The sequence below is a fragment of the Arthrobacter sp. KBS0702 genome, from assembly GCF_005937985.2.
In the GTDB taxonomy this organism is placed as follows: Bacteria; Actinomycetota; Actinomycetes; order Actinomycetales; family Micrococcaceae; genus Arthrobacter.
The window spans coordinates 2,838,839-2,861,791 of record NZ_CP042172.1 but is presented as its reverse complement, the minus strand read 5'-3'; the positions used below and the strand labels follow the sequence as shown (position 1 = coordinate 2,861,791).

The following is a 22,953-nucleotide window of genomic DNA, read 5'->3' as shown; positions in this document are numbered from 1 at the left end:
GACACGACATTTATCAGCACCGCATATATCAGACACCGCCCCCAGCCCCGAAGGATTCACCTTGTCGAACACCGCCACGCTGGCAACCCTGACCGGTTCCGACCTCGCCGCCGACCCCAATTGGTGGCGCCAGGCCTCGGTGTACCAGATCTACCCGCGCAGCTTCTCCGACTCCAACGGTGACGGCCTCGGCGACATCAAGGGCATCACCGCCAAGGTGCCGTACCTGAAGGAGCTCGGGATTGACGCCGTCTGGCTCTCCCCGTTCTACCCCTCGGCCCTGGCGGACGGCGGTTACGACGTCGACGATTACCGCGACGTCGACCCCAAGCTCGGCACGCTGGAGGACTTCGATGAGATGTCCGCCGCGCTGCACGCCGCCGGCATCAAGCTGATCGCGGACATCGTCCCGAACCACTCCTCCAACCGCCACGTCTGGTTCCAGGAGGCCCTCGCCTCGCCCCGCGGCTCGGACGCGCGCGAACGCTACATCTTCCGCGACGGCAAAGGCGAAAACGGCGAGATCCCGCCCTCGGACTGGGAATCCGTCTTCGGCGGCCCGGCCTGGGAGCGCATCACCGAACCCGACGGCACCCCCGGCCAGTGGTACATGCACATTTTCGCCAAGGAACAGCCCGACCTGAACTGGTCCAACCGCGAGATCCGCGACGACTTCCTCAAGACGCTGCGCTTCTGGTCCGACCGCGGCGTGGACGGCTTCCGCGTGGACGTGGCGCACGCCCTCACCAAGGACCTCACCGAGCCGCTGCTGTCCAAGGTCGAACTCAGCGAGGCCAACTCCGGCACCGACGGCTTCGATGACGGCTCGCACCCGTTCTGGGACCGCGACGAGGTCCACGAAATCTACGTCGAATGGCGCGAGGTCTTCAACGAGTACAACCCGCCGCGCACCGCCGTCGCAGAGGCCTGGGTGCACGCCAGCCGTCGCGCCCGCTACGCCAGCCCGGAAGGCCTGGGCCAGGCCTTCAACTTCGACCTGCTCCAGGCCGACTTCGACGCCGACGAGTTCCGCGAAATCATCACCCGCAACCTCGCCGAGGCGACCGAATCCGGCGCTTCCTCCACCTGGGTCTTCTCCAACCACGACGTCGTCCGGCACGCCACCCGCTACGGCCTGCCCAAGGGCGGCGGGCGACACGCCAAGGGCCAGGACGGCAAGGGCTGGCTGCTGGCCGGCGCCCCTTCCGAGGAACTCGACGTCGAACTGGGCCTGCGGCGCGCCCGCGCCGCGACCCTGCTGATGCTGGCCCTGCCCGGGTCGGCCTACCTGTACCAGGGCGAGGAACTGGGCCTGCAGGAAGTCGCCGAGATCCCCGACGCCGAACGCCAGGACCCCACCTTCTTCCGCAACAAGGGCGTGGAGATCGGCCGCGACGGTTGCCGTGTGCCGCTGCCCTGGGCCACCGAAGGTTCCTCCTTCGGCTTCGGCGACGGCGGCGCCCACCTGCCGCAGCCCGCCTGGTTCGCCCGCTACGCCGTGGCCGCCCAGGACGGGACCGACGGGTCCACCCTGGAGTTCTACCGCAAGGCCCTGAAGCTGCGCCGCGAACTCCAGACCTCGGAGGAGCTGGAATGGCTGGAGAACGGCAACGCTGACGTGCTGCACTTCCGCCGCCACGGCGGCTGGCAGTCTGTGACCAACTTCGGGGACGACGCCGTCGAACTGCCGGCCGGTGAGGTGCTGATCAGCAGCGGACCGCTGGACGGTCAGCTGCTCCCGGGCAACACCACCGTCTGGCTTCGGTGAGTGCCCCGTCCCCTGGGCCCGCAGGGGTCCCGACCCAGGAACTGAGCCCCGTCCAGGAGCTGATTTACGGCTGCATGGGACTGGGCGGTAGCTGGTCGGCCGAGCCGTACTCGGCCACGCACGTGGACGAGGCGGCCGCAGCCGTCGACGCCGCCCTGCAGGCCGGCATCACCCTGTTCGACCATGCCGACATTTACCGCAGCGGCAAGGCCGAAGCGGTCTTCGGCGAGGTGCTGGCGCAGACGCCCGGGCTGCGGGAGCGGATCCGGCTGCAGACCAAGTGCGGCATCCGGCTGGGTGGACAAGGCCTCGAGGCGTACTACGACCTAAGCCGGGACGGCATCCTGGACCGGGTCAACGAGAGCCTGACCCGGCTCAAGACGGACTACGTCGACGTGTTGATGCTGCACCGCCCGGACCCGCTGATGGATCCGGCCGAGGTGGCCTGCGCCGTCGCCCAGCTCATGGCCGAAGGCAAGATCCGCGCGGTGGGCGTGTCCAACATGTCGGCCCCGCAGATCGAACTGCTGCAGGACCGGCTCGAGGCGCCGGTGGTGGCGAACCAGCTGGAGATGAGCCTCTCGGCCCGGGCCTGGCTGGAAAGCACCGTGCTGGTCAACCATGCCGAGGGCACCGACTACAGTTTCCCGCACGGCACCGTGGAGCACTGCGTCCGGCACGGCATCACCCTGCAGGCCTACGGGGCACTGTCCCGCGGGCTCTACACCGGGGCGCCGGCGGCGACCCCGAGCGCCGCGGAACAAGCGACCGCTGCACTCGTGGCCGCCATGGCCGCGGAGAAGGGCACCACAGGCGAGGCTGTGTTGCTGGGCTGGCTGATGAAACACCCGGCCGGCATTGCCCCCGTGATCGGCACGGCCAAACCGGACCGGATCTTGGCCTGTGCCGGCGCCGCGGAGGTGGCTGCGGCCATGACGCGGGCCGAGTGGTACCGGCTCTGGATCACGGCCCGGGGGAGCAACATCCCCTAGGCCCGGCGCTGCCCAACTGGCTCGCTGTTGTTGTCGTTTAGAGCCCTCCAAACGACACCAACCGCGGGCCAGTTTCGCGTTCCGGGGTGATTTTGGTCGTATTGGTCGCCCCGAACGGAGGCAATACTTGGCGGCGGGCCGCCCCGGGCGACTAGCGTAGAGGCATGACCTCTACCACCACCGCCGGGATTGTCCGGCCCCAACGCAACGTCCCGGCCGAAATCGCCCGCTCCTGGCTGCTGGTCAACGCCATGAAGCCGGAACTCTTCGGACAGTCGGCGGAGTCCCGCGCGGACGCCATCATCCTGGACATCGAAGACGCGGTGGATCCCTCCCAGAAGGATGCCGCCCGCGAGCACGTCGTGGACTGGCTGACCGCCGGCGGCAGCGCCTGGGTCCGGATCAACGACGCCACGAGCCCCTTCTGGGCCGACGACCTCGCCGGACTCCGCGGCACGCCCGGACTCCTCGGCGTCATGCTCGCCAAGACCGAATCCGCGGACCAGGTTACCGAAAGCTTCCACCGCATGGACGGCAAGACCCCGGTCATCCCGCTCGTAGAGTCCGCCGTGGGCATCGAGGAAGCCAACCACATCGCCAAGGCCCAGGGCGCGTTCCGGCTGGCCTTCGGCTCGGGCGACTTCCGCCGCGACACCGGCATGGCAGCCACCCCGGAGGCGATGGCCTACCCGCGCGCCAAGCTCGTCGTCGCAAGCCGCGTCGGCAACCTGCCCGGCCCCATCGACGGACCCACGGTCGGCACCAACCACCCGATCCTGCGCGAGCAGACCGGCATCACGGTGATGATGGGCATGACCGGCAAGCTTTGCCTCGCGATCGACCAGACCCACGTGATCAACGAGGTCATCAGCCCCACGCCGTCCGACGTCGCCTGGGCCACCGACTTCATGGCCGACTTCGAGGCCAGCGGCCGCGTGATCCGGGACGGCTCCGACCTGCCACGCCTGGGCCGCGCCGAGAAGATCATGAAGCTCGCGGTAGCCTTTGGGGTGGAGCCGGCCCTGTAGCGGTTCCCTGCCCAGCAAGGAGACCCCGTGACCGATACCCGCTATCTGGTCCACGGGGTCTTTTGGGATGGTCCGGCGCCGGCCGCGGGTCCCGTGCCGCCGGGCGCCGTCGGCGCTGCCCTGCGCCTTCAGGACTCCGCCGGTGCCTTCACCAACGTGGCGCTCGACGCCGGCACGCGGCTCGGCTTCCGGCTCGCCGGCCCGGGGAAGGGATGCCTGGGCCACCACAGGGTGCACGGCCCCGCGGACCGCGACCACGTCGTCTGCCCGGAACGGGCGCCGGCGGCCCGCGGCAGCCAGTGCGGGCCGTGCTTCGCCGTCGACGATTCACGGTTGATCCACGACTTCCACCGCGGCGGACGGGTCACGCCCGGCTTGCGCGCCTACCTGATGCAGCCGCACTGGCTGTACGTTGCGAGCTTCGCCAACGGCGCCACGAAGATCGGCACCGCCTCACAGCTGCGGAAATGGCACCGGCTCGCGGAGCAGGGCGCCGTCGTCGCCCGCTACGTCGCCCGCGCCGCAGACGGCCGGATCGTCAGGATCCTGGAGGACCTCGTCACGCGCGACGCCGGGCTGCCGCAGCAGGTCCGCTCGGCCGCCAAGGCCGCCGGACTCACGGCGCCGGTTCCCGCCGTCGCACTGGAGGAGCTGAACAGCCGGCTCGCTGCCGGGGTCCGAACACTGTTGGGCGGCGTCGTCCTGGAAGGTTTCGACGTCGTGGACGAACGCTGGCAGCGGCCCGGACTCGCCGATGCCGCCTGCATCCCTGCCCTCCGCCACGCCTACCCCCATGACCTTGGCTCGGATGCACACGGCTTCGTCATCTCCTCGTTGAGCGGCAGCGTCGCGCTGGCCCGGCTCGACGGCGCCGACCTGGACTTCGTCGTCAACCTCGGCGGCCTCAAGGCGCGGACCATCGAACTCGGCGACCACGGCTCCGAGGTCCCCGCCGTCCAGGAGTCCCTGTTCTGAGCCGGTGGCCACCGGCCGTGCACCCGGGCCCCGGTAGACTGGCACGGTGCTGAACGAATTCTGGGCCACCGCGCCAACTACCTACAAGGTGCTCGTTTTCAGCGCCATGGGGCTGATTGCCGCCGGCATCATCCTCAACCTGGTTGGCAACACCACCGGCAACCAGGCCCTGGCGCTGGCCTCGCTGGCCGTGATCGGGCTCGGACTCATCCTGCACATCGCCGGAATCGTGGTCCGCGGCCAGACGATCCGCAAAAACCTCAGGCGCTAGCGGCGGCGTTCCGCGCCACGTGGCTCCGTGCATGCTCCACGGCCCCGGACAGCGTGTCGAACAAATGCTTGTGGTGCCGCAGTGAGCGGATCACGCCTACGTTCGTCACCAGGTCCAGGTGCTGGGGCTGGACGCCCTTGAGCAGCACCGTGACCCCGCGGAGTTCCAGCGCCGAGATCACCTCCACCAGTGTGTGCGCCCCGGTCGCGTCGAGCATGCGGACCTGCGAGAGACGGATGATCGCGACCTGGATGTCCCTGACCTGGCTGATCTCCTGCAGGACCCGCTCCGCCGCACCGAAGAACATGGCGCCGTCCAGCCGGAAGATCGCAATGTGGCGGTCGCCGGGCGCGGGCGGCCCCGGGATCTCCTCGCGCTGCACCCCGCTGAGCGAGGCAAACTTCCGCAGCGTGAACACCGCCGCCGCGACCAATCCGATCTCGATCGCCACGATCAAGTCAAACGCCACGGTGATCAGCGCCGTCAGGACAAAAACGAAGGCATCGGCCCGGGTGGAGCGCAGCACCGCCGCCACGGTGTGCCGCGACACCATGCGGATGGCCGTCACCATCAGGATCCCGGCCAGCACCGCCAGCGGAATCCTGCCGACCAGCCCGGCCGCGAGATAGATAATGGCCAGCAGCACCAGCGCGTGCACGATCGCCGCGAGCCGCGTCCTGGCTCCGGAGCGGACGTTCACGGCCGTCCGGGCGATCGCGCCCGTGGCAGGCATGCCGCCGAAGAGACCCGCCGCCACCGACGCCAGGCCCTGGCCGGTGAGTTCGCGGTCCGGGCTGTACCGTCCCGTGGGCCGGCCGTCCGGACCCACCATGCCGGCGGCCACCCGCGCGGACAGCAGGGACTCGATGGCCGCGAGCGTGGCAATGGACACTGCCGGCATGAGGAGCCCGCCCAGGGCCGACGGGTCCATGGCCGGCAGGGACGGGGCGGAGAGCGAATGCGGCAATGCGCCGATCCGAGGGATCTGCAGATCCAGGACTTCGGCGGCCAGGGTGGCCAGCAGCACCGCTGCCAGGCTTGCCGGGATGGCCTTGGTCAGCCGTGGGAGCAGGACCATTACCGCGGCGACGCCCGCCACGATGGCCAGCGTCTGCAGCACGGCCGGAGCCGAGGCCTGGGACGCGCTCTCGACGGCGGCCAGCAGGGTGTTGTGGCCCGGCACCCCCTCGGTTCCGGTGGCCATGGGCACCTGCTGCAGGAAGATGATGGCCGCAATGCCCAGCGTGAAGCCCTCCACCACTGGCCACGGAATGAAGGCGACCGCCCGGCCCAGGCCGCTGATGCCCAGGACAATGACCAGCAGCCCGGCCAATACGGACACCAGGGCTACGCTGCCGACCCCGTGGGCAGCAACCACGGGAGCCAGAACCACCACCATGGCGCCGGTGGGCCCGGAAACCTGCACATGGGATCCGCCCATCACCGCGGCCACCAGCCCGGCGACCACCGCCGTGATAAGCCCGGCCTCGGCGCCTACGCCCGAACTCACCCCGAACGCGAGGGCCAGCGGCAGGGCCACAATGCCCACGGTGACGCCGGAGAGCAGATCCGTCCGCCAGGACCTGCGCAGCCCGTCGTAGTCGCGAAGGGACGGCAGGAACCGGACGAGGTAGCCCCGGAAACTGTGGCCCGCTGTCCGGGCGGTCACGAGGCGGAACCCGGCAGGGGAGAGGCCGGCAGTTCCTGCGCGAGCCGTAGCTGCTCGCCCGATTCTGCGAGGCTGTCCAGCAGAAAGACCCGGGCGATGGCCAGCAGTTCGGCAATCTTCGGGTGTGCCAGCCGGTAGGTCACGGCGTTGGCCGTCCGGACTGAGGTCACCACCCGGTGCCGGCGGAGCGTGGCCAGATGCTGGGACAAGTGCGAGGCCTCCAGCCCGGTCTCGGCCAGCAGGTAGCTGACCGGGGCTGCGGTATCCGGCGCGGCTGCCAGCAGTTCCAGCACCCGGATCCGGGCCGGGTGGGCGAGGGCCTTGAACAGATTGGCCTTGATCTCGTAAAGGGGGGCCTGCGCTGCGGGCATCATCGGAAGGACCTGCGCTCTCTCCGCGTGCGCCGGACGCTCCTACGGATTAATGGATTGATGTTTTCATCATACCGCGCGGATGCAAGCCCGGCCCGGAGGTGTAACGCGGACGGCCCGCCCGGGGCTGGGCGCTAGGCTGGAGCCATGACTATCAATCCGGATCTCCAGGGCCGCAGTTACCCTGCCGCAGAGGTGTATGACGTCGGCCGCGAGAAGATCCGCGAGTTCGCGCGCGCGGTCAAGGCCACCCACCCCGCCCATTTCGAGGTGGACGCCGCCCGGGCCCTGGGCCACGGCGACCTGGTCGCCCCGCCCACCTTCGCGATCATCGTCGCCCAGCGCGCCGACGCGCAGCTGATCGAGGACCCGGAATCCGGCATCGATTTCTCCCGCGTCGTCCACGCCGACCAGCGCTTCGTGCACCACCGGGCCATCGTCGCCGGTGACCGGCTCGTTGCTGAACTGCACGTCGATGGTGTCCGGGCCATGGGGGGAGGGGCGATGATCACCACCCGCTCCGAGATCTTCGCCCTCACCGGCAGCGACGCCGGCGGCGGTTCTGCCGGCGGCCGCGAAGCCGTCGCCACCACCACTTCGTCCATCCTGGTCCGCGGAGAGGGACAGTAAGCCATGCGCCCCACACTTTCAGAGCTGACCGTCGGCCAGGACCTCGGCAGCCGCAGCATCGAGGTCACCCGCACCGACCTCGTCAAATACGCCGGCGCCTCCGGCGACTTCAACCCGATCCACTGGAACGAGACCTTCGCCAGCGGCGTCGGCCTGCCCGGCGTGATCGCCCACGGGATGTTCACGATGGGTGCCGCCGTCCAGCTCGTGACCGACTGGGCGGGCGACCCGGCCGCCGTCGTCGACTTCCAGACCCGCTTCACCAAGCCGGTCCCGGTGGCCGACACCACCGGAACCCCGGAGCCCGGTGCAGTGATCGAAGTCAGCGGCGCAATCGGCGCGCTCGACGCCGACGCCGGCACCGCCCGGGTGGATCTCACCGTCGTTGCCGGCGGCCAGAAGGTCCTCATGAAGGCCCAGGCCGTCGTCAGGCTGGCCTGACCGGATGATGCTGCCGTGATGACGCGGGCCGCGCAGGCCGCCGAAGTCACCCGGTGGCGAAACGCCGTCGTCGCCGCCTATGCCTTCAGCGGCATAGCCTTCGCCAGTTGGGTGTCGCGGCTGCCGGCCATTCGTGACGGGCTCGACCTCACGCCCGGGAACGTCGGCCTGCTGCTGCTGTGCATGACGCTGGGCTCCTTTGTCTCGGTGTCCGCGTCCGGACTGATCGTGCTGCGCTTCGGCTCCAAGCAGACCATCCGGATCGGCAGCATCATGGTGGGCGTCGGCCTGGTGGTCGCAGGGTTCGGCACCTCCGTCCTGGTCAACCCGCTGGCGGTCGCAGCCGGACTCGTGGTGGTGGGCCTCGGCACGGCCAGCTGGAACACCGCCTCCAACGTGGAGGGCGCCGCCGTCGAGCGCGCGGTGCGCCGCCACATCATGCCGCGGCTGCACGGTGCCTTCAGCCTCGGCACCGTCGCCGGTGCGGGAGCGGGCGCGTGGGCGGCCGGTGCCGGAGTGCCGGTCTTCTGGCACCTGGGCGCCGTGGGCCTGCTGGTCGCCGCCTCCGTGGCCACGGCCGCCGGCTGGTTCCGTGCCGACGTCACCCCGGTGGAGGAAAAGGCCTTCACCCCGGCCCGGACCGACACCTTCGAGGATCCCTCCACGGGCCCGCTGCCGATCATCAGCCAGGCCACGCAGGGCCAGGAAGTACCGCTGGACAACAAGCGGCAGATCGCGCAGGCCTGGCGGGACCGCCGGACCCTGCTGCTGGGCGTCCTGGTACTGGGGCTGGCCCTCGCCGAGGGCGCAGCCGGGGACTGGGTGGCACTCGCCCTGGCCGACGGCCACGGCCAGTCCGACGCCGCCGGAGCTGCCGGTTACGGCCTCTTCGTCACCTTCATGACCGTGGGCCGCTTTGCCGGCACCCTGGCGCTGGACCGCTTTGGCCGGGTCCCGGTGATGCGCTGGTGCGCGGCGCTGGCCGTGGCGGGACTGGGCCTGTTCGTTTTCGCACCCGTTCCCTGGCTGGCCTACGTCGCCCTGGCCATCTGGGGTCTCGGCGCCTCGCTGGGCTTCCCGGTCGGCATGTCCGCGGCCGCCGACGACCCGGTCAAGGCCGCCGCACGCGTCTCGGTGGTGTCCACCATCGGCTACGGGGCATTCCTCTGCGGGCCGCCGCTGCTCGGCCTGCTGGCCGAGCACGTGGGCATCCTGCACTCGCTGCTGGCCGTCATGGTGATGCTGGTGGTCAGCTTCCTGCTCTCCCCGGTGGCCCGCAAGGCCTCCTAGCCCCGCGGGAGCAGCCTTTCCTGGCATTGCCCGGACCCGGCTAGGCTGGAGGGGTGACCCAGACACTGCTTTCCGCCCTGACCACGGCCGGCGTCGGCGGCCCCGCCGCCCACTACGTCGAAGCCCGCACCGAGGCGGAGACCATCGACGCCGTCCGCGACGCCGACGCCGCCGGCGAACCGCTGCTGATCATCGGCGGCGGCTCCAACCTGCTGGTCGCCGACGCCGGGTACCCCGGCACGGTCCTGAAAATCGCGTCGGAGGGCTTCACCGTCGACGCGGAGGACTCCTGCGGCGGCGTTGCCGTCGTGGTCCAGGCCGGCCACAACTGGGATGCGCTCGTGGATCACGCCGTCAAACATGCCTGGTCCGGCATAGAGGCGCTGTCCGGCATCCCCGGCTCCACCGGCGCGACCCCGGTGCAGAACGTGGGGGCCTACGGGGCCGATGTCTCGCAGACCATCGCCGCGGTCCGCACCTGGGACCGGGAACGCAACGCCGTGCAGACCTTCACCAACTCGGAACTGAAGTTCGGGTACCGCGACTCCCTGCTGAAACAGACCACCTCCAACGGGTCTCCGCGCTACGTGGTGCTCACCGTGGAGTTCCAGCTGCCGCTGGGCCGGATGAGCGCGCCGGTCCGCTACGCAGAACTGGCCAGGGCGCTCGGCGTCGAGGTGGGCCAGCGGGCCTACTCCAACGACGTTCGCCGTGAGGTGCTCCGGCTCCGGGCATCCAAGGGCATGGTCCTGGACCCGGCGGACCGGGACACATACTCCACCGGCTCCTTCTTCACGAACCCGATCGTGCCGGCCGAGGTGGCCGCAAAACTGCCGGAGGACGCCCCCCGCTACCCGGGCGGCGCCGATGGGCTAACCAAGCTCTCCGCGGCCTGGCTGATCGACCAGTCGGGCTACGGCAAGGGCTTCGGGCTGGATCCCGGGAGCGTCTCAGGCGGCCGGGCTTCGCTGTCCACCAAGCACACCCTTGCCATCACCAACCGGGGAGGGGCCAGCGCCGCGGACCTGCTGGCCATTGCCAGGGAGGTGCGCCGCGGCGTCGCCGAACGCTTCGGGATCGAGCTGCACCCCGAGCCGCTGCTGATCGGCATCGAGCTCTAAGCCAGCGCCGCCGGGCCTAGTTCCTGCCGCGCTGCGGGGCCACCTTGCTGAAGAGCATGAACGTGAAGCCGGAAGCCGCCGCGCCGAGGAGGAAGACCTGGCAGAACGCCACGGACTGTGCGCTGGGCCCGCTTCGCAGCAGGAGCCCGGCGCAGGCGAAAGCCACCGCCCCGGCCAGCAGTGCCAGCGACCCGAGCAGGAAACTGCGTACCGTCGCCGGAAACTCGCCGCCCGGATCGAGGTCGAGTTCCCGGCGATCGCCGTCCCGACGGGCAGGGGTCCGCGGCTGGAGTGACGCGGCAGTCACAAAACTGGCCACCGCGACCGCCATGCACACCGCCGACACCGCCTGGAACGTTGTCATCATGGGGGAGAGGCGGGTGCCGCTGGCAATGGCGACGGCGAGGCCGGCCCCCATTCCAGCGGCGCTGGCGGCCCAGCCGAGCAGGGCCAACCTCCTGCACAGGGGCCGCAGGCGCGGCCACACTTCACCCAGAGTCATGCCTCTACCCTAAGGAAACCGGCTGGGCGCAGGCTGGGAGGGCGCCGGGCATCGGCCCGGCAGCTGCCGGGGACGGGACGGAGTCCGCGGGAATGTCCGGCCCCCGGCCTAGGATGATGCCATGGCAGCAGTGGAGCGCACGCGTCTGAGCCCGGCCGTGATGGGCCGGCTCCGCCTGGCCTCGCAGGGGCTCGTCGGCAAGGGCTTCGGCTCCGTTCCGGACGCCGTCAGGTCTATGCCGGCCCTGCAGGCGCAGGACCTGCAGGCGTCGCTGTGGGCTGTGGGACAGCGCGTTCCGGGCTCCCGCGTGGCCGACGTTCGTGCGGCCCTGGACCGCGGCGAAATCGTCCGCTCCTGGCCGATGCGCGGCACGCTTCACCTGCTGGCACCGGAGGACCTGAAATGGATCCTGGACATCACGTCCAACCGCCTCATCAAGAGCCTCGCCGGGCGGCACCGGGACCTCGGCATCTCGGCCCCGGACGTGGACGCAGCCGCCGAAGCCGCGCTGGCGCGGGTCGCCGGCGGCGGCGCGGCAAGCCGGGCGGAGCTGTTCCAGGCCTTCGAAGAGGCCGGACAGTCCACGGCGGGCCAGCGCGGCATCCACCTGCTGGCGATGCTCTGCCAGCGGGGCTTGCTGGTGCAGGGGCCGCTGGCCGGCAACCAGCAGCTGGTGGTGGCCGTCGACGACTGGATCAAGAATTCGCGTAGCTTGGACCGGGAGGAGGGCATTGCCGAGTGGCTGCTCCGCTATTTTCGCAGCCACGGCCCCGCCACCGAGCGGGACTTCGCCTGGTGGTCCGGCATTCCGCTGACGGAGACCCGCGCCGCGCTGGCCAAGGTACGGGACCAGTTGGTGGAGCTGGACTTTGAGGGAAAGCCGTACTGGATGTCGCCGGAGACGGCGGCCCTGCTCGAGGACGGCGTCCCCGGCCAGCGGGCCGTTCTGGCGCTGCCCGGGTTCGACGAGTTCCTGCTGGGCTACACGGACCGATCGATCGCACTGCCCGCGCACCACGCGGACAAGATCGTTCCCGGCGGCAACGGGGTGTTCAAGAAGACCATCGTGGCCGGCGGCCTTGTGGTCGGCACCTGGGCGGCGCCCGGCGGCGCCGTCGTGCCGGAGCCCTTTGACGGGGTTAACGGACTGCGGCCCGCAGCTCGTAAATCCTTTGAGCTGCAGGCCGCGAAGTACCGGCGGTTCCTGGGTTTGCAGGACCTTGGCCGGCCCTAGAGTGTGCCGGTGGCGATTTTGAGCATGCGCCGCAGCGGCTCGGCCGCGCCCCAGAGGAGTTGGTCGCCCACGGTGAAGGCGCTGATGTATTCCGGGCCCATTTCGAGCTTGCGGATGCGGCCCACCGGGATGTCCAGGGTGCCGGACGCCGCCACCGGGGTGAGATCCGCCATCGAGGCTTCCTTGGTGTTGGGCACCACCGTGGCCCATTCGTTGTCCGCGTCGAGCAGCTTCTCGATCTCGGCAACGGAGAGATCCTCGCGGAGCTTGAGCGTCAGAGCCTGGGAGTGGGAACGCATGGCGCCGATCCGGACGCACAGACCGTCCATGATGATGCGGTCCGCGCCGGAGGTACCCAGGATCTTGTTGGTTTCCACCCCCGCCTTCCACTCCTCCTTGGACTGGCCGTTGCCGAGGTCCGCGTCGATCCAGGGGATCAGCGAGCCGGCCAGCGGAACACCGAACTGGGTGGCGTCAATGTCGGTGCGCTGGTGCGCCAGCACCTTGCGGTCGATCTCGAGGATGGCCGACGCCGGGTCGTCCAGTTCGCTGCTGACCTCGGCGTTGAGCGTGCCGAACTGGCTCAGCAACTCGCGCATGTGCCGGGCGCCGCCGCCGGACGCGGCCTGGTAGGTCATCGACGTGCCCCATTCGACGAGGCCGTTCTTGAACAGGCCGCCAAGGCCCATCAGCATGCAGGAAACGGTGCAGTTGCCCCCGATGTAGTCCTTGACGCCGCCGGAGAGGCCGGCGTCGATGACGTCGCGGTTGATCGGGTCCAGCACGATGATCGAGTCGTCGTTCATGCGGAGGGTGGAAGCTGCGTCGATCCAGAGGCCGTCCCAGCCGCGGCTGCGCAGTTCGCCGTGCACCCGCTTGGTGTAGTCGCCGCCCTGGGCGGTCACGATGATCGGCAGCTTCGCCAGCGTCTCGACGTCGAACGCGTCCTCAAGCTTGCCGGCGGCACCTGCCGCCGCGCCGGCGACAGCCGGGGAGGCACCTCCGGCGTTCGAGGTGGAGAAGAAGACCGGGTTGATGTTGGCGAAGTCGCCCTCGTCCTGCATGCGCTGCATCAGGACGGAGCCGACCATGCCACGCCAACCGACCAGTCCGACGGACGGGGTAGCTGCTGTAGTCATTGGGCCAGTTTAGACTTTGCGGTGGCAACGCCGCAGTCGGTTACGTCACGGCAGCGGGCAGCCGCGCACGGGACGGCCGGCATCAGTTCAGCTGGCGCGGGCTCGGTTCCGGAAGCCCGCGTTCGCGGCGGATGCGCCGGGCCTTGAATTCGGACACGGCGAGCCGGACGGCGTAGAGCACGCCGGCGGTGCCAATCCCGGTCAGCACGAGCGCGCCCCACAGCGGGCTTTCGCCCTGCGACGTCGGGGCGGCGACGAGGACGATGGAGAAGACCGTCACGGCGGCGAACACGGCTGCCAGGATGACCATGCCGAAGGCTGTGGTGACGATCGGACCGGATCCGGCGCGGGCGAAGCCGATCTCGTCCGCGGCGTAGGAGTGCAGCCGGCCGCGGTCCATGGTCCTGGTCAGGAGCCTTTTCTCTCCCGCGGCCACGGCGCGTTCGTGCAGGGCGCGGACCTCGGCGTCGTGCTGGCGGTCGGCAGCGTCGTTGGGCACGAGGTTCAGCCTTCCCGGATGGTGCGGATGTGGTCCAGTACCTCGGCATCGCCCAGGCCCGTGAGCTCGTCGATGTCCCCGGCCCCGGGGGTGCTGTAGCCGACCGTCCAGGATTCTCCGGAGCGCTTGAGCAGCAGTTGGCGCCCGGAAGCGTCATCGAGGCGGCGCAAGGTGGCGCCGCCAGCGGGGTTGTCCTCGAGGTGCTTCCGCATAATAAAGAAATTCGCCTCCTCCGGGGTGATGTCCGGATCCTGCGCCATGGCAAACCAGCTGAAGAAGGCGCGCGGCTGCAGCAGGATGCGGTAGTCCTCGGACTCGACGGCCAGGACACTGTCCGCGGAGTCTGCCGTGAGCAGGTTGATCTGCATGCGGCGAGTGGCGGTGGTCAGTGCCCGGGTTACCGCGGCCACCGGCCCGCTGACGGACAGCGTGCCGTCGGGCTCCACGGTCGCCGCGCCCCGTGCCACCAGCGAGGAAGCTCCAGCGGACACGACCGTGGGGTCCTCGAGCTCCTTGGCCACGCGCAGCGCCTCGGCGCTCGCGGTGGCGGCCGGCCCGTGCGCCAGGTTCAGCAGCGCGACGAGCTCGGCGAAGCCGAACCCGATGGAATCCGGGTAGACAGGCTGTCCGGCTCCCGGACGAACTGTTGTTGTCTCAGTCACGATCTAGATCTCCTCGTTATTAGAAGCCAAAGAAGTCGCCAACAGCTTCCGCGCCGTCGGAAATGGAATCCCCGACGGCGCTCGCTCCGTCAGCGATCTTGCCGCCCACCCAGTTCACCGAGTCGTGGACGACGGGGACGTTGTCGTAAAGGGCCAGGCCCGCGCTGGCGACCATGCAGGCCGTTCCGGCGGGCGGCGGCAGGAAAGAGCCGGCTCCAATGAGCGCCTTGGCCGACGAATAAGCGGCATCGCCGTACTCGTGGTCCGCCAGGGAGTTAATGGCGTCCATACCGTCCAAGCCGACCCCCACAACGCCAAGCCCCTTGCCCAGGCCGTCGAAGGCAGCGAAGGCCTTGGTTCCTTCTGTGAGGTTGAAGGCTTCATGCCATTTGCCCTCAAACAACTGGTTGGAGACGTTGAAAAACTTGCTGAACTCGTTGGAGTTTTGAAAGGCCTTCCATGCCGCCGGATCGAAGAAATCGCCGATCCGGGATTTCTGCAGCATGCCGGCGATGTCGAAGAGGCCGGAGCGAAGGTTGGGGAACGCCTTGACGACGTTGTAAAAGTCCCAGCCGCCGCGGAACGGGGACGAGGGGTCAGAAAACCAGTCCGGGCCCCAGGGATCGTTGGAGCCGGGCCTTCCTTGGCCGCCGGTGCTGCCGGCGGTTCCGGTCCCCGGTCCTCCGCCGGAGCCGGGAGCGGCGTTGCTGGCCTTCTCCTGCTCGTCGGCCTGGCTCATTAGCCGCTTGGACTGTTCCTTCAGGGCGCGCGCGGTCTGCTGGATCAGCGCGCGGTGGCTGCCGTTCCAGTCGGACTTGAACCGGGCACTGTCGGCGCCCTTCCACGAGGTGTTGTTGTTGATCGTGGAGGTAAGGACCGACGACTGTTGCAGCAGCGTCTCCGACGTCTTGCCAAAGTGCTGCGCGAGCGTCCGCAGCTGGGCGACGTCGGCGCCCCACACGTTTCCTGCCATGCTGGCAACCCCCTTTACGGGCAACAGCCTAAGGGGCCGCCGCCAAACCAAATGCATTCTGGCCAAAGAATCTGACCGGCACCAATCTAGCGGGGCGTCCCGGATGCCGCGATGGGGTGATCTCCCCATGGCAGCGTCCCGGCCCGGCCGCCGCCCGGCCGTGCGGGTGCCGCTAGTCGGCGTCGGGCTCTGCCAGCAGGGCGCTCTTGCGCCGTCGCAGGGCGAACACCGCACCGAAGGCGAATACCTGGGTGACGATGACGAGGACAATCGCGCCGGCAATCTTGTTGCCGCCGAGGATCATGGTCAGCCCCACGATCGCGGACAGCAACGCCAGCAGGGGCAGCAGCATGTAGCCGAGGACGAAGAGGGTCTCAGGTTTGCGCAGCACTATTTGGCCTCGGTCCGGCGCCACAGCGTGATGCGGTAGCGGGTGCCGTTCGCGGCGGTCAGCCAGCCGTCAGCGGGGAGGCTGGCTTCCGCGGCCCAGTCGTAGCCGAGTTCCGGGGCGAAGGTGTCGCCCTCCGTGGCGGCGTCGATCGTGGTGACCACGGCGACGTCGGCCAGGTCTAGGGACTGCGTGAAGACCTCGCCGCCGCCGATGATCCAGACCATCTGCTGCCCCGGCGCGAACTGGGACTCCAGCAGCGCGTCATCGAGCGACTTGACCGCCAGCGCGCCTTCCGCTTCCGGCGTCCCGCCCCAGCCTTCCTGCCGGGTGATGACGATGTTCGTCCGTCCGGGCAGGGGGCGGTACTTGTCCGGGAAGGAGTCCCAGGTCTTGCGGCCCATGATGACGGGGTGGCCGGTGGTGAGCCGGCTGAAGTGCGCCATGTCCTCGGGCAGGTGCCACGGCATGGATCCGGCCTGGCCGATCACTCCCGTGTTGGTCTGTGCCCACACCAGCCCGAGCCCGGTGACGGTGCCGCGGAGCTGTTCGGTGAAATCGACGGGTTCCATGTGTTTGCTCGTCTCGTTGCTCATACGGCGATCGGGGCCTTGATCGTCGGGTGGTGCTGGTAGCCGACCACCTCGAAGTCCTCAAGGGTGTAGTCGAAGATGGATTCCGGTTTGCGGGTGATCTTCAGTTGCGGATATTCGTAGGGTTCCCGGCGCAGCTGGGTGAGGACCTGGTCCAGGTGGTTCTCGTAGATGTGGACATCGCCGCCGGTCCAGACGAACTCGCCCGGTTCCAGTCCGGTCTGCTGGGCCAGCATGCAGGTCAGCAGGGCGTAGGAGGCAATGTTGAACGGCACCCCCAGGAAGGTGTCCGCCGAGCGCTGGTACAGCTGGCAGGAGAGCTTGCCGTCGGCGACGTAGAACTGGAAGAACGCGTGGCACGGCGGCAGAGCCATGTCCTTGAGTTCGGCGACGTTCCAGGCCGAGACAATGTGCCGGCGCGAATCGGGGTTGGACTTGAGGTTCTCCACAAGCTCGGCGATCTGGTCGATGTGGCCGCCGTCGGGTGTCGGCCAGGAGCGCCACTGCACGCCGTAGACCGGGCCAAGTTCGCCGTCGGCGTCGGCCCATTCATTCCAGATGGTGACGCCCTGGTCCTGCATCCACTTCACGTTGCTGTCCCCGCGCAGGAACCACAGCAGCTCCACGGCCACGGACTTGAAGTGCACCCGCTTGGTGGTGATGAGCGGGAAGCTCTTGCCCAGGTCGAAGCGGAGTTGCCGGCCGAACACGCTGCGGGTGCCCGTCCCGGTGCGGTCCGATTTGTGCGTGCCGTGCTCCAGCACGTCGCGCAGCAGGTCTTCATAGGGCGTAGGGATGCTCACGCCCCCAGTCTACTGAGAACTGGCGTCCGGGACTTTATTCGCCGTCCCGGCCGAGCCGGGTCTCTACGACCGCCCTCCGCAATAGGACGGTCGACGGCGTCGATCACCGCGTCGATCCGCGGCGCGCCGGGGTCAGGGACCTAGTCGTCGAAGGGCCGGAACTGCTCCACAGCAACAACCTTGCCCTTGGTGCGCGAGACATGGCAGACGATGATTTCCCCGGGGGAGAGGTAAGGGTCGTTGGCCGGCAGCAGCGCACGCAGCCGGGAGTTCATGTGCTTGCCGAGCTGCGCGAAGACCGTGGGCAGGGCCGGGCGATGCGTGCAGAGGGCCACGGCGCGCTCCTTGTCGAAGAGGGACTCGACGACGTTGGCGGTCTTGTGCGGGCTCCGGCCGTGCAGATGTTCGGTCAGGGACTCGTGCAGTTTCACCTTCGCGTCCACGGCCTTGGCGTAGGGGGCGACCGTGGCCACGCAGCGAAGCCACGGGCTGGTCACCACCCGCGAGGGGCTCCAGGCCTGCAGCAGCCGCCCGACTGCCTGGGCCTGGCGGGCACCGGTGGCGGCCAGCGGGCGGTCACCCTCGGCCTTGGACCAGGAGGAGCGCGGCTTGGCCTTCGCGTGGCGGACCACCAGCAGCGGCCAGGTTTCCAGCTCATTGCGGGCATGGGCGGCGGCGAGGTGCTCCAGTGGCGCGCGGTCGCTCGGGTTGCTCAGCAGGCCCGCCGCCTTCTCCGGCGAGCACCACATGACGCTGTCAACCTCTTTGCCGTCCGGGTGCAGCGGGGCGCCGTCGACGTCGACAGCCCAGTAGTGCACAACCTTCAGCCCGGCCGCCACATGATAGTGAATGGGCGGCAGCGGGATTCCCAGGGGTGCCTTGAGGCCAATCTCCTCTTCCACCTCACGGGCGGCGCACTCGGGAACGGTCTCGCCCGGGTCCAGCTTGCCCTTGGGCCAGGACCAGTCGTCATACCGGGGCCGGTGGATCAGGAGGACCTCGAGCTTGTCCTTGTTGAGGCGCCACGGCAGGGCGCCGGCCGCGACGACGGCGATCGCCTCGCCGGGATGGTCAGTCTGGTCCGCTACCAGCGAATCGCTATTAGCCACCGGCGGCCCTAGCGCAGGCTCGCCGAGCGCTGCCGCGAACGGGAGGCGAGCAGCCAAGACTGGACGTCCTGCAGCGCCGTGCCGTCCTCGGCGAGGTGGTGGCGGATCCATTCGCCGTCGCGGTCCAGGTGCCAACTGGCGGTGCCCGGATCCATGTAGCGGCGGAGCATATCGAGGACGTACGAGGTGTCGTCCCCGCTGCTGAGCTGCACGAGGGCCTCCACCCGGCGGTCCAGATTGCGGTGCATCATGTCGGCCGAGCCGATGTAAACCACCGGGTTGCCGGCATTGGCGAACGCAAAGACGCGGGAGTGTTCCAGGAAGCGGCCCAGGATGGAGCGGACCGTGATGTTTTCGCTCAGTCCCGGCACGCCGGGACGCAGCGAGCAGATGCCGCGGACAATAACGTCGACCTGCACGCCGGCCTGCGAAGCCCGGTAGAGCGAGTCGATGATGGCTTCGTCCACCATCGAGTTGACTTTGATCTGGACGCGGGCGGCAATCCCGGCCCGGGCGTTGCGGATTTCCGTCTCGATCCGGTCGATCAGCCCCGAACGCACCGAGCGCGGGGCGACCAGCAGCCGCTTGAACGTGGACTTCGGGGCGTAGCCCGAGAGCTGGTTGAAAAGCTTGGACAGGTCCTCGCCCACCTGCTCGTTGGCCGTCAGCAGGCCAAGGTCCTCGTAGTAGCGGGCCGTGCGCGGGTGGTAGTTTCCGGTGCCGATGTGGCAGTACCGGCGCAGCCCGTCCACTTCCTGGCGGACTACGAGGGAGAGCTTGCAGTGGGTCTTCAGGCCCACGATCCCGTACACCACGTGCACACCGGCCTGCTCCAGTTTCCGGGCCCAGGAGATGTTGGCCTGCTCGTCGAAGCGGGCCTTGATCTCCACCAGGGCGAGCACCTGTTTGCCGGCCTCGGCGGCGTCGATCAGTGCATCGACGATCGGCGAGTCGCCGGAGGTGCGGTACAGGGTCTGCTTGATGGCTTGGACCTTGGGGTCCGCGGCGGCCTGTTCGAGGAAGGCCTGCACGGAGGTGGAGAACGAATCGTAGGGGTGGTGCAGGAGGATGTCCCGCCGCCGCATGGCCGCGAAGACATTCGCCGCCTTGGACGTTTCCGACTCGTTGAGGTACCGGGACGTGTGGGGCACGTGCTTGGGATAGTGCAGGTCCGCGCGGTCGATGCCGGCGATGACCGAGAGCCCGCGCAGGTCCAGTGGGGCCGGGACGGAGTAGACCTCGGATTCCTCCACACCAAGCTCGCGGATCAGCAGCGCCCGGATGTTGGGGTTGATGTCATTGGTGACTTCGAGCCGGACCGGCGGACCGAAGCGGCGGCGCAGGAGTTCCTTTTCCAGCGCCTGCAGCAGGTTCTCGGCGTCGTCCTCTTCGACCTCGACGTCCTCGTTGCGGGTGACGCGGAAGGTGTGGTGCTCCAACACCTCCATCCCGGCGAAGAGCTGGTCCAGGTGGACGGCGATGACTTCCTCGAGCGCGATGAACCGTGCCACCCGGCCGGGGACCGAGCCGGCGCGCGGGCCGTCGATGGAGATCAGCCGCGGCAGCTGGTCCGGGACCTTGACGCGGGCGAAGAGTTCCTTATCGCTGACCGGGTTGCGGACCACCACGGCCAGGTTCAGCGAGAGCCCGGAGATGTACGGGAACGGGTGGGCCGGATCCACGGCCAGCGGCGTCAGGATCGGGAAGACCTTTTCGGCGAACATGGCGCTGAGCTGGTCCTTCGCCTGGTCGTCCAGCTCTTCCCAGTGCATCAGGTGGATGTGCTCGTAGGCCAGGGCAGGCCGGATCTGCTCGGCGTACACGCGGGCGTGGCGCTGCTGGAGTCGGTGGGCGGCCTCGCCGATCTGTTCCAGCACCTGCATGGGACTCAGCCCGGCGGGGGAGGGCACGGCGAGGCCGGTGGCGATGCGGCGCTTGAGCCCGGCTACGCGGACCATAAAGAACTCGTCCAGGTTGGAGGCAAAGATGGAGAGGAAAGCCACGCGCTCCAGCAGGTAGAGGTTGGGATCTTCGGCCAGTTCCAGCACGCGCGAGTTAAACGCGAGCCAGCTCAGCTCCCGGTCGAGGAAACGGTCGGGGCTGATATCGCCTTCCGGTTCCAGGTTGGGGGCGAACTCGGGAATGTCGATCCGGTCCTGGGTGGCACGCGACGCGGGCACTTCGGAGGAGCCGAAACGCGCACGCACTGGACGCGCTGCCTTGTCCGGCGTGGCGGTTCCAGACGTGGCTGTCCGGGCAGAATCCCGTTGCATGGTCTCTCCTAATGCTGGCGCGAGTTAGCTTCAACCTTACAAGGAATCAGCTCCGGATGAGCCCAGGTTTCGACCGTCCCGGGGGCCCGGCCGCCGGTACCGTTACTGCCCGTCCCGCGGCGCGTACATCACGTCCATGTCCCAGCGCGAAAACCCGAGCCGGCGGTAGAGTTCGACGGCGGGAATGTTGTCGCCGTCGACGTACAGCATGACGGCGTGCAGCCCCTGCTGCTGCAGGTGCCTGATGCCGGCGACTGTGAGTGCCTTGCCCAGCCCGGTGCCCTGCGCCTCGGGGGCGACGCCGACGACGTACACCTCGCCGATCGCCGGGTGCTCGCCGTGCCGGGGGTGGACCTTGGTCCAGTGGAAGCCGAGGATCCGGCCGGCGACGTCGACCGCGAGCAGGAATCCTGCGGGGTCGAACCACGGCTCGGCCATCCGGGCGTCCAGGTCGGCGCGGCTCATGTTCCCCTGTTCCGGGTGGTGGGCGAACGCGGCCCGGTTGACCGCGAGCCAGGCCTCCTCGTCCTGGCCCGGCACGAAGCCGCGCAGCGAGACGCCGTCGGGCAGGGCGACGTCGGGCAGTGCAGAGGCGGCCGTGGCGAGCCGCATCTTCCAGAGCTCCCGGACCGGGGCATAGCCGTAGCGGGCGGCCAGGTCCGCCGCGGCCTCGTGATTGCCGTGCGACCAGGCCTTGAGGCCGGCGAAGCCGCGCACCGTCTGCAGTTCGCCGACCAGCCGGTCCGCGACGCCCTGGTTGCGGTAGCTCGGGTGCACGGCCACTTCCAGCACCCCGGTCCCGTCGGGTTCCCCGATCACCACGGCGAACCCGGCCAGGTCGTTGCCGCGGCCCGCGCCGGCGCGGTGCCGGGCCGGGGAGTCGCCGGAATAGTCGGGGGAGTAGAGGGCCAGGGCCAGCACGGTGTGCGGACCGGCGTCGCGGGCGCGGAGCGTGACGAGGGTCTGCTCGGATAGCGGCGGGTTGCCGTCCGACTCTTCGGCGGCGGCCACGAGCGTCGTGACGTCCCGCAGGAGCTGTTCGTCGACAGCTCCCTGAAGGGTGAGTACGGGCCAGTTCTCCGGATGCGCGGGACTCATGGTGCAAGGCTATACGTCCGCCGCCTGCCGACGCGCGGAATCCCTCGGATTTGATGCATCCGCCCCGGGGACGTATAGTCGATATCTCATCCGGCTGAACGGTGCGAAACCGTTGACTGGATGTGAGGGGGATCCACCACTGGGGTGGCCTCGATACGTTCGACCCGTATGTCCTCCACCGAAACGCCAACCGGCGAAACGAAAGCCCCGGACCTTCAAGGTCCGGGGCTTTTTCGTGTCCGGCTCGTGTCCCGCTGCGGCGGTGCGTCCGTTCAGGCCTCGGAGAGTTCCTCGTCCGGCTGGCGGACCAGAGTCAGGCGGTAGCCGACGTTGCGCACCGTGCTGATCAGGTTTTCGTGGTCGGCGCCGAGCTTGGCCCGCAGCCGGCGGACGTGGACGTCCACGGTGCGCGTGCCGCCGTAGTAGTCGTAGCCCCACACCTCGGTGAGGAGCTGCTGGCGGGTGAAGACGCGGCCGGGGTGCTGCGCCAGGTACTTGAGCAGTTCAAATTCCTTGAAGGTCAGGTTCAGCGCGGCCCCGTTGACCCGGGCCGTGTAGCTGGCCTCATCGATGACGACGCCGGCCGCCCTGATCTCCGTAGGGGTGTCGTCCGCATCGGGCAGGGCGCGGGCGACGCCGAGCCGGATGCGGGCTTCGACTTCTGCGGGGCCGGCGGATTCGAGCAGGATGTCGTCCACGGCCCAGGCCGAGGACACGGCCGCCATGCCGCCTTCGGTCAGGATCAGCATGAGCGGGGCGCTCAGGCCGGTCGCCTTGAGGAGCTGGGTAAGGGAGCGGGCCCCCACGAGGTCCTTGCGCGCGTCGAGCAGGACGATGTCGCACGGGTCGGTTTCCAGCAGGGCCGTCGGCTCGGCGGGAAGAATATGGACGCGGTGGTTGAGCAGTTCCAGCGCAGGCAGGACATCCACCGATGAGCCGGTGCTGTTCGTCAGTAGCAGGATGTGCGACATGGTTCCTCCAAGGGGTGTCCGCGCATCTTTGGGCGTCTGAGCCGGGCTTTCACCGGCCGGTACTGAGCTTCCTGTCGGTGCCCTGCCTGCGGCTGCCGGGGGAAGCTAGCTGATTCTTGAGTATACCCAACCGCCCTTTCGCAGACACTGTTT

General features: G+C 69.0%; 24 protein-coding genes. 10 read left to right on the top strand and 14 right to left on the bottom strand.

Annotated elements, in window-relative coordinates; all coding sequences use genetic code 11:
- Positions 1 to 61 precede the first annotated feature (61 nt).
- From FFF93_RS13185 to FFF93_RS13165, 5 genes are all read left to right on the top strand, one after another.
- On the top strand, positions 62 to 1,768 hold the full coding sequence (locus tag FFF93_RS13185; RefSeq protein WP_138768520.1) for an alpha-amylase family glycosyl hydrolase: 1,707 nt from the start codon (positions 62 to 64) through the stop codon (positions 1,766 to 1,768).
- Between the two features lie 74 nt (positions 1,769 to 1,842).
- Entirely contained in the window at positions 1,843 to 2,760 is a 918-nt protein-coding gene (locus FFF93_RS13180; protein WP_261375445.1) for an aldo/keto reductase family oxidoreductase, read from the top strand.
- Between the two features lie 164 nt (positions 2,761 to 2,924).
- Complete coding sequence (locus FFF93_RS13175) at positions 2,925 to 3,788, top strand: CoA ester lyase (RefSeq protein WP_138768521.1); 864 nt, start codon at positions 2,925 to 2,927, stop codon at positions 3,786 to 3,788.
- 27 nt (positions 3,789 to 3,815) lie between these two features.
- Entirely contained in the window at positions 3,816 to 4,763 is a 948-nt protein-coding gene (locus FFF93_RS13170) for a DUF2797 domain-containing protein (RefSeq protein ID WP_138768522.1), read from the top strand.
- 46 nt (positions 4,764 to 4,809) lie between these two features.
- Positions 4,810 to 5,034, top strand: coding sequence for a DUF3188 domain-containing protein (locus FFF93_RS13165; protein WP_138768523.1), 225 nt, complete (start codon positions 4,810 to 4,812; stop codon positions 5,032 to 5,034).
- Here FFF93_RS13165 and FFF93_RS13160 read toward each other — a convergent pair.
- Both FFF93_RS13160 and FFF93_RS13155 read right to left on the bottom strand, forming a co-directional pair.
- On the bottom strand, positions 5,024 to 6,703 hold the full coding sequence (locus FFF93_RS13160) for a SulP family inorganic anion transporter (protein ID WP_138768524.1): 1,680 nt from the start codon (positions 6,701 to 6,703) through the stop codon (positions 5,024 to 5,026). The genes FFF93_RS13165 and FFF93_RS13160 overlap by 11 nt on opposite strands.
- A complete protein-coding gene (locus FFF93_RS13155; RefSeq protein ID WP_138768525.1) occupies positions 6,700 to 7,077 on the bottom strand; it encodes a metalloregulator ArsR/SmtB family transcription factor in 378 nt (125 codons plus the stop codon). The genes FFF93_RS13160 and FFF93_RS13155 overlap by 4 nt, the downstream gene beginning before the upstream one ends.
- A 144-nt stretch (positions 7,078 to 7,221) precedes the next feature.
- Between FFF93_RS13155 and FFF93_RS13150 the strand changes: the two genes are divergently transcribed.
- From FFF93_RS13150 to FFF93_RS13135, 4 genes are read left to right on the top strand one after another with little or no spacing between them, the layout of a single operon-like run.
- Complete coding sequence (locus FFF93_RS13150) at positions 7,222 to 7,704, top strand: MaoC family dehydratase N-terminal domain-containing protein (protein WP_138768526.1); 483 nt, start codon at positions 7,222 to 7,224, stop codon at positions 7,702 to 7,704.
- Between the two features lie 3 nt (positions 7,705 to 7,707).
- Complete coding sequence (locus FFF93_RS13145) at positions 7,708 to 8,145, top strand: MaoC family dehydratase (protein WP_138768527.1); 438 nt, start codon at positions 7,708 to 7,710, stop codon at positions 8,143 to 8,145.
- Positions 8,146 to 8,163: 18 nt separating this feature from the next.
- On the top strand, positions 8,164 to 9,435 hold the full coding sequence (locus FFF93_RS13140; RefSeq protein WP_138768528.1) for a sugar MFS transporter: 1,272 nt from the start codon (positions 8,164 to 8,166) through the stop codon (positions 9,433 to 9,435).
- A gap of 53 nt (positions 9,436 to 9,488) precedes the next feature.
- On the top strand, positions 9,489 to 10,556 hold the full coding sequence (locus tag FFF93_RS13135) for a UDP-N-acetylmuramate dehydrogenase (protein WP_138768529.1): 1,068 nt from the start codon (positions 9,489 to 9,491) through the stop codon (positions 10,554 to 10,556).
- A gap of 16 nt (positions 10,557 to 10,572) precedes the next feature.
- Here FFF93_RS13135 and FFF93_RS13130 read toward each other — a convergent pair whose 3' ends face one another.
- Positions 10,573 to 11,058: a hypothetical protein gene (locus FFF93_RS13130; RefSeq protein WP_138768530.1), complete on the bottom strand. Its 486-nt coding sequence runs from the start codon at positions 11,056 to 11,058 to the stop codon at positions 10,573 to 10,575.
- A gap of 121 nt (positions 11,059 to 11,179) precedes the next feature.
- Between FFF93_RS13130 and FFF93_RS13125 the strand changes: the two genes are divergently transcribed.
- Entirely contained in the window at positions 11,180 to 12,292 is a 1,113-nt protein-coding gene (locus FFF93_RS13125; RefSeq protein ID WP_138768531.1) for a winged helix DNA-binding domain-containing protein, read from the top strand.
- Here FFF93_RS13125 and asd read toward each other — a convergent pair.
- The 11 genes from asd to FFF93_RS13070 all read right to left on the bottom strand — a co-directional run bounded on the left by asd (position 12,289) and on the right by FFF93_RS13070 (position 22,800).
- Positions 12,289 to 13,431 (bottom strand): aspartate-semialdehyde dehydrogenase, encoded by a 1,143-nt coding sequence (gene asd / locus FFF93_RS13120; RefSeq protein ID WP_138768532.1) that lies wholly within the window; start codon positions 13,429 to 13,431, stop codon positions 12,289 to 12,291. The two genes, FFF93_RS13125 and asd, sit on opposite strands and share 4 nt — an antisense overlap.
- Before the next feature lie 82 nt (positions 13,432 to 13,513).
- Positions 13,514 to 13,930 (bottom strand): hypothetical protein, encoded by a 417-nt coding sequence (locus tag FFF93_RS13115; RefSeq protein WP_261375129.1) that lies wholly within the window; start codon positions 13,928 to 13,930, stop codon positions 13,514 to 13,516.
- 5 nt (positions 13,931 to 13,935) lie between these two features.
- The gene (locus FFF93_RS13110) at positions 13,936 to 14,592 is read right to left on the bottom strand and encodes a hypothetical protein (RefSeq protein WP_138768534.1); all 657 of its coding nucleotides are present in this window, start codon (positions 14,590 to 14,592) and stop codon (positions 13,936 to 13,938) included.
- A gap of 19 nt (positions 14,593 to 14,611) precedes the next feature.
- Positions 14,612 to 15,565 carry a WXG100 family type VII secretion target gene (locus tag FFF93_RS13105; RefSeq protein ID WP_138768535.1) on the bottom strand — a complete coding sequence of 318 codons (954 nt, stop codon included), beginning with the start codon at positions 15,563 to 15,565 and terminating at the stop codon, positions 14,612 to 14,614.
- Positions 15,566 to 15,737: 172 nt separating this feature from the next.
- Complete coding sequence (locus FFF93_RS13100) at positions 15,738 to 15,956, bottom strand: NF038396 family protein (protein WP_138768536.1); 219 nt, start codon at positions 15,954 to 15,956, stop codon at positions 15,738 to 15,740.
- On the bottom strand, positions 15,956 to 16,549 hold the full coding sequence (locus FFF93_RS13095) for a dihydrofolate reductase (RefSeq protein WP_138768537.1): 594 nt from the start codon (positions 16,547 to 16,549) through the stop codon (positions 15,956 to 15,958). Before FFF93_RS13095 ends, FFF93_RS13100 begins: the two co-directional genes overlap by 1 nt.
- Positions 16,546 to 17,349: a thymidylate synthase gene (locus FFF93_RS13090; RefSeq protein ID WP_138768538.1), complete on the bottom strand. Its 804-nt coding sequence runs from the start codon at positions 17,347 to 17,349 to the stop codon at positions 16,546 to 16,548. Before FFF93_RS13090 ends, FFF93_RS13095 begins: the two co-directional genes overlap by 4 nt.
- A gap of 140 nt (positions 17,350 to 17,489) precedes the next feature.
- Complete coding sequence (locus FFF93_RS13085) at positions 17,490 to 18,458, bottom strand: NUDIX hydrolase (RefSeq protein ID WP_315851453.1); 969 nt, start codon at positions 18,456 to 18,458, stop codon at positions 17,490 to 17,492.
- Between the two features lie 8 nt (positions 18,459 to 18,466).
- Positions 18,467 to 20,731 carry an RNA degradosome polyphosphate kinase gene (locus FFF93_RS13080; protein WP_261375128.1) on the bottom strand — a complete coding sequence of 755 codons (2,265 nt, stop codon included), beginning with the start codon at positions 20,729 to 20,731 and terminating at the stop codon, positions 18,467 to 18,469.
- Between the two features lie 102 nt (positions 20,732 to 20,833).
- On the bottom strand, positions 20,834 to 21,829 hold the full coding sequence (mshD, locus tag FFF93_RS13075; RefSeq protein ID WP_138768540.1) for a mycothiol synthase: 996 nt from the start codon (positions 21,827 to 21,829) through the stop codon (positions 20,834 to 20,836).
- Between the two features lie 272 nt (positions 21,830 to 22,101).
- Complete coding sequence (locus FFF93_RS13070) at positions 22,102 to 22,800, bottom strand: response regulator transcription factor (RefSeq protein WP_138768541.1); 699 nt, start codon at positions 22,798 to 22,800, stop codon at positions 22,102 to 22,104.
- Positions 22,801 to 22,953 lie beyond the last annotated feature (153 nt).

Bases quoted from the DNA above. Each gene is read 5' to 3' on its own strand.
- FFF93_RS13145 (WP_138768527.1), top strand. From the start codon at position 7,708: ATGCGCCCCACACTTTCAGAGCTGACCGTCGGCCAGGACCTCGGCAGC.
- mshD (WP_138768540.1), bottom strand. From the start codon at position 21,829: ATGAGTCCCGCGCATCCGGAGAACTGGCCCGTACTCACCCTTCAGGGA.
- FFF93_RS13095 (WP_138768537.1), bottom strand. From the start codon at position 16,549: ATGAGCAACGAGACGAGCAAACACATGGAACCCGTCGATTTCACCGAA.
- asd (WP_138768532.1), bottom strand. From the start codon at position 13,431: ATGACTACAGCAGCTACCCCGTCCGTCGGACTGGTCGGTTGGCGTGGC.
- FFF93_RS13130 (WP_138768530.1), bottom strand. From the start codon at position 11,058: ATGACTCTGGGTGAAGTGTGGCCGCGCCTGCGGCCCCTGTGCAGGAGG.
- FFF93_RS13155 (WP_138768525.1), bottom strand. From the start codon at position 7,077: ATGATGCCCGCAGCGCAGGCCCCCCTTTACGAGATCAAGGCCAATCTG.
- FFF93_RS13175 (WP_138768521.1), top strand. From the start codon at position 2,925: ATGACCTCTACCACCACCGCCGGGATTGTCCGGCCCCAACGCAACGTC.
- FFF93_RS13080 (WP_261375128.1), bottom strand. From the start codon at position 20,731: ATGCAACGGGATTCTGCCCGGACAGCCACGTCTGGAACCGCCACGCCG.
- FFF93_RS13150 (WP_138768526.1), top strand. From the start codon at position 7,222: ATGACTATCAATCCGGATCTCCAGGGCCGCAGTTACCCTGCCGCAGAG.
- FFF93_RS13180 (WP_261375445.1), top strand. From the start codon at position 1,843: ATGGGACTGGGCGGTAGCTGGTCGGCCGAGCCGTACTCGGCCACGCAC.
- FFF93_RS13140 (WP_138768528.1), top strand. From the start codon at position 8,164: ATGACGCGGGCCGCGCAGGCCGCCGAAGTCACCCGGTGGCGAAACGCC.
- FFF93_RS13070 (WP_138768541.1), bottom strand. From the start codon at position 22,800: ATGTCGCACATCCTGCTACTGACGAACAGCACCGGCTCATCGGTGGAT.
- FFF93_RS13125 (WP_138768531.1), top strand. From the start codon at position 11,180: ATGGCAGCAGTGGAGCGCACGCGTCTGAGCCCGGCCGTGATGGGCCGG.
- FFF93_RS13105 (WP_138768535.1), bottom strand. From the start codon at position 15,565: ATGGCAGGAAACGTGTGGGGCGCCGACGTCGCCCAGCTGCGGACGCTC.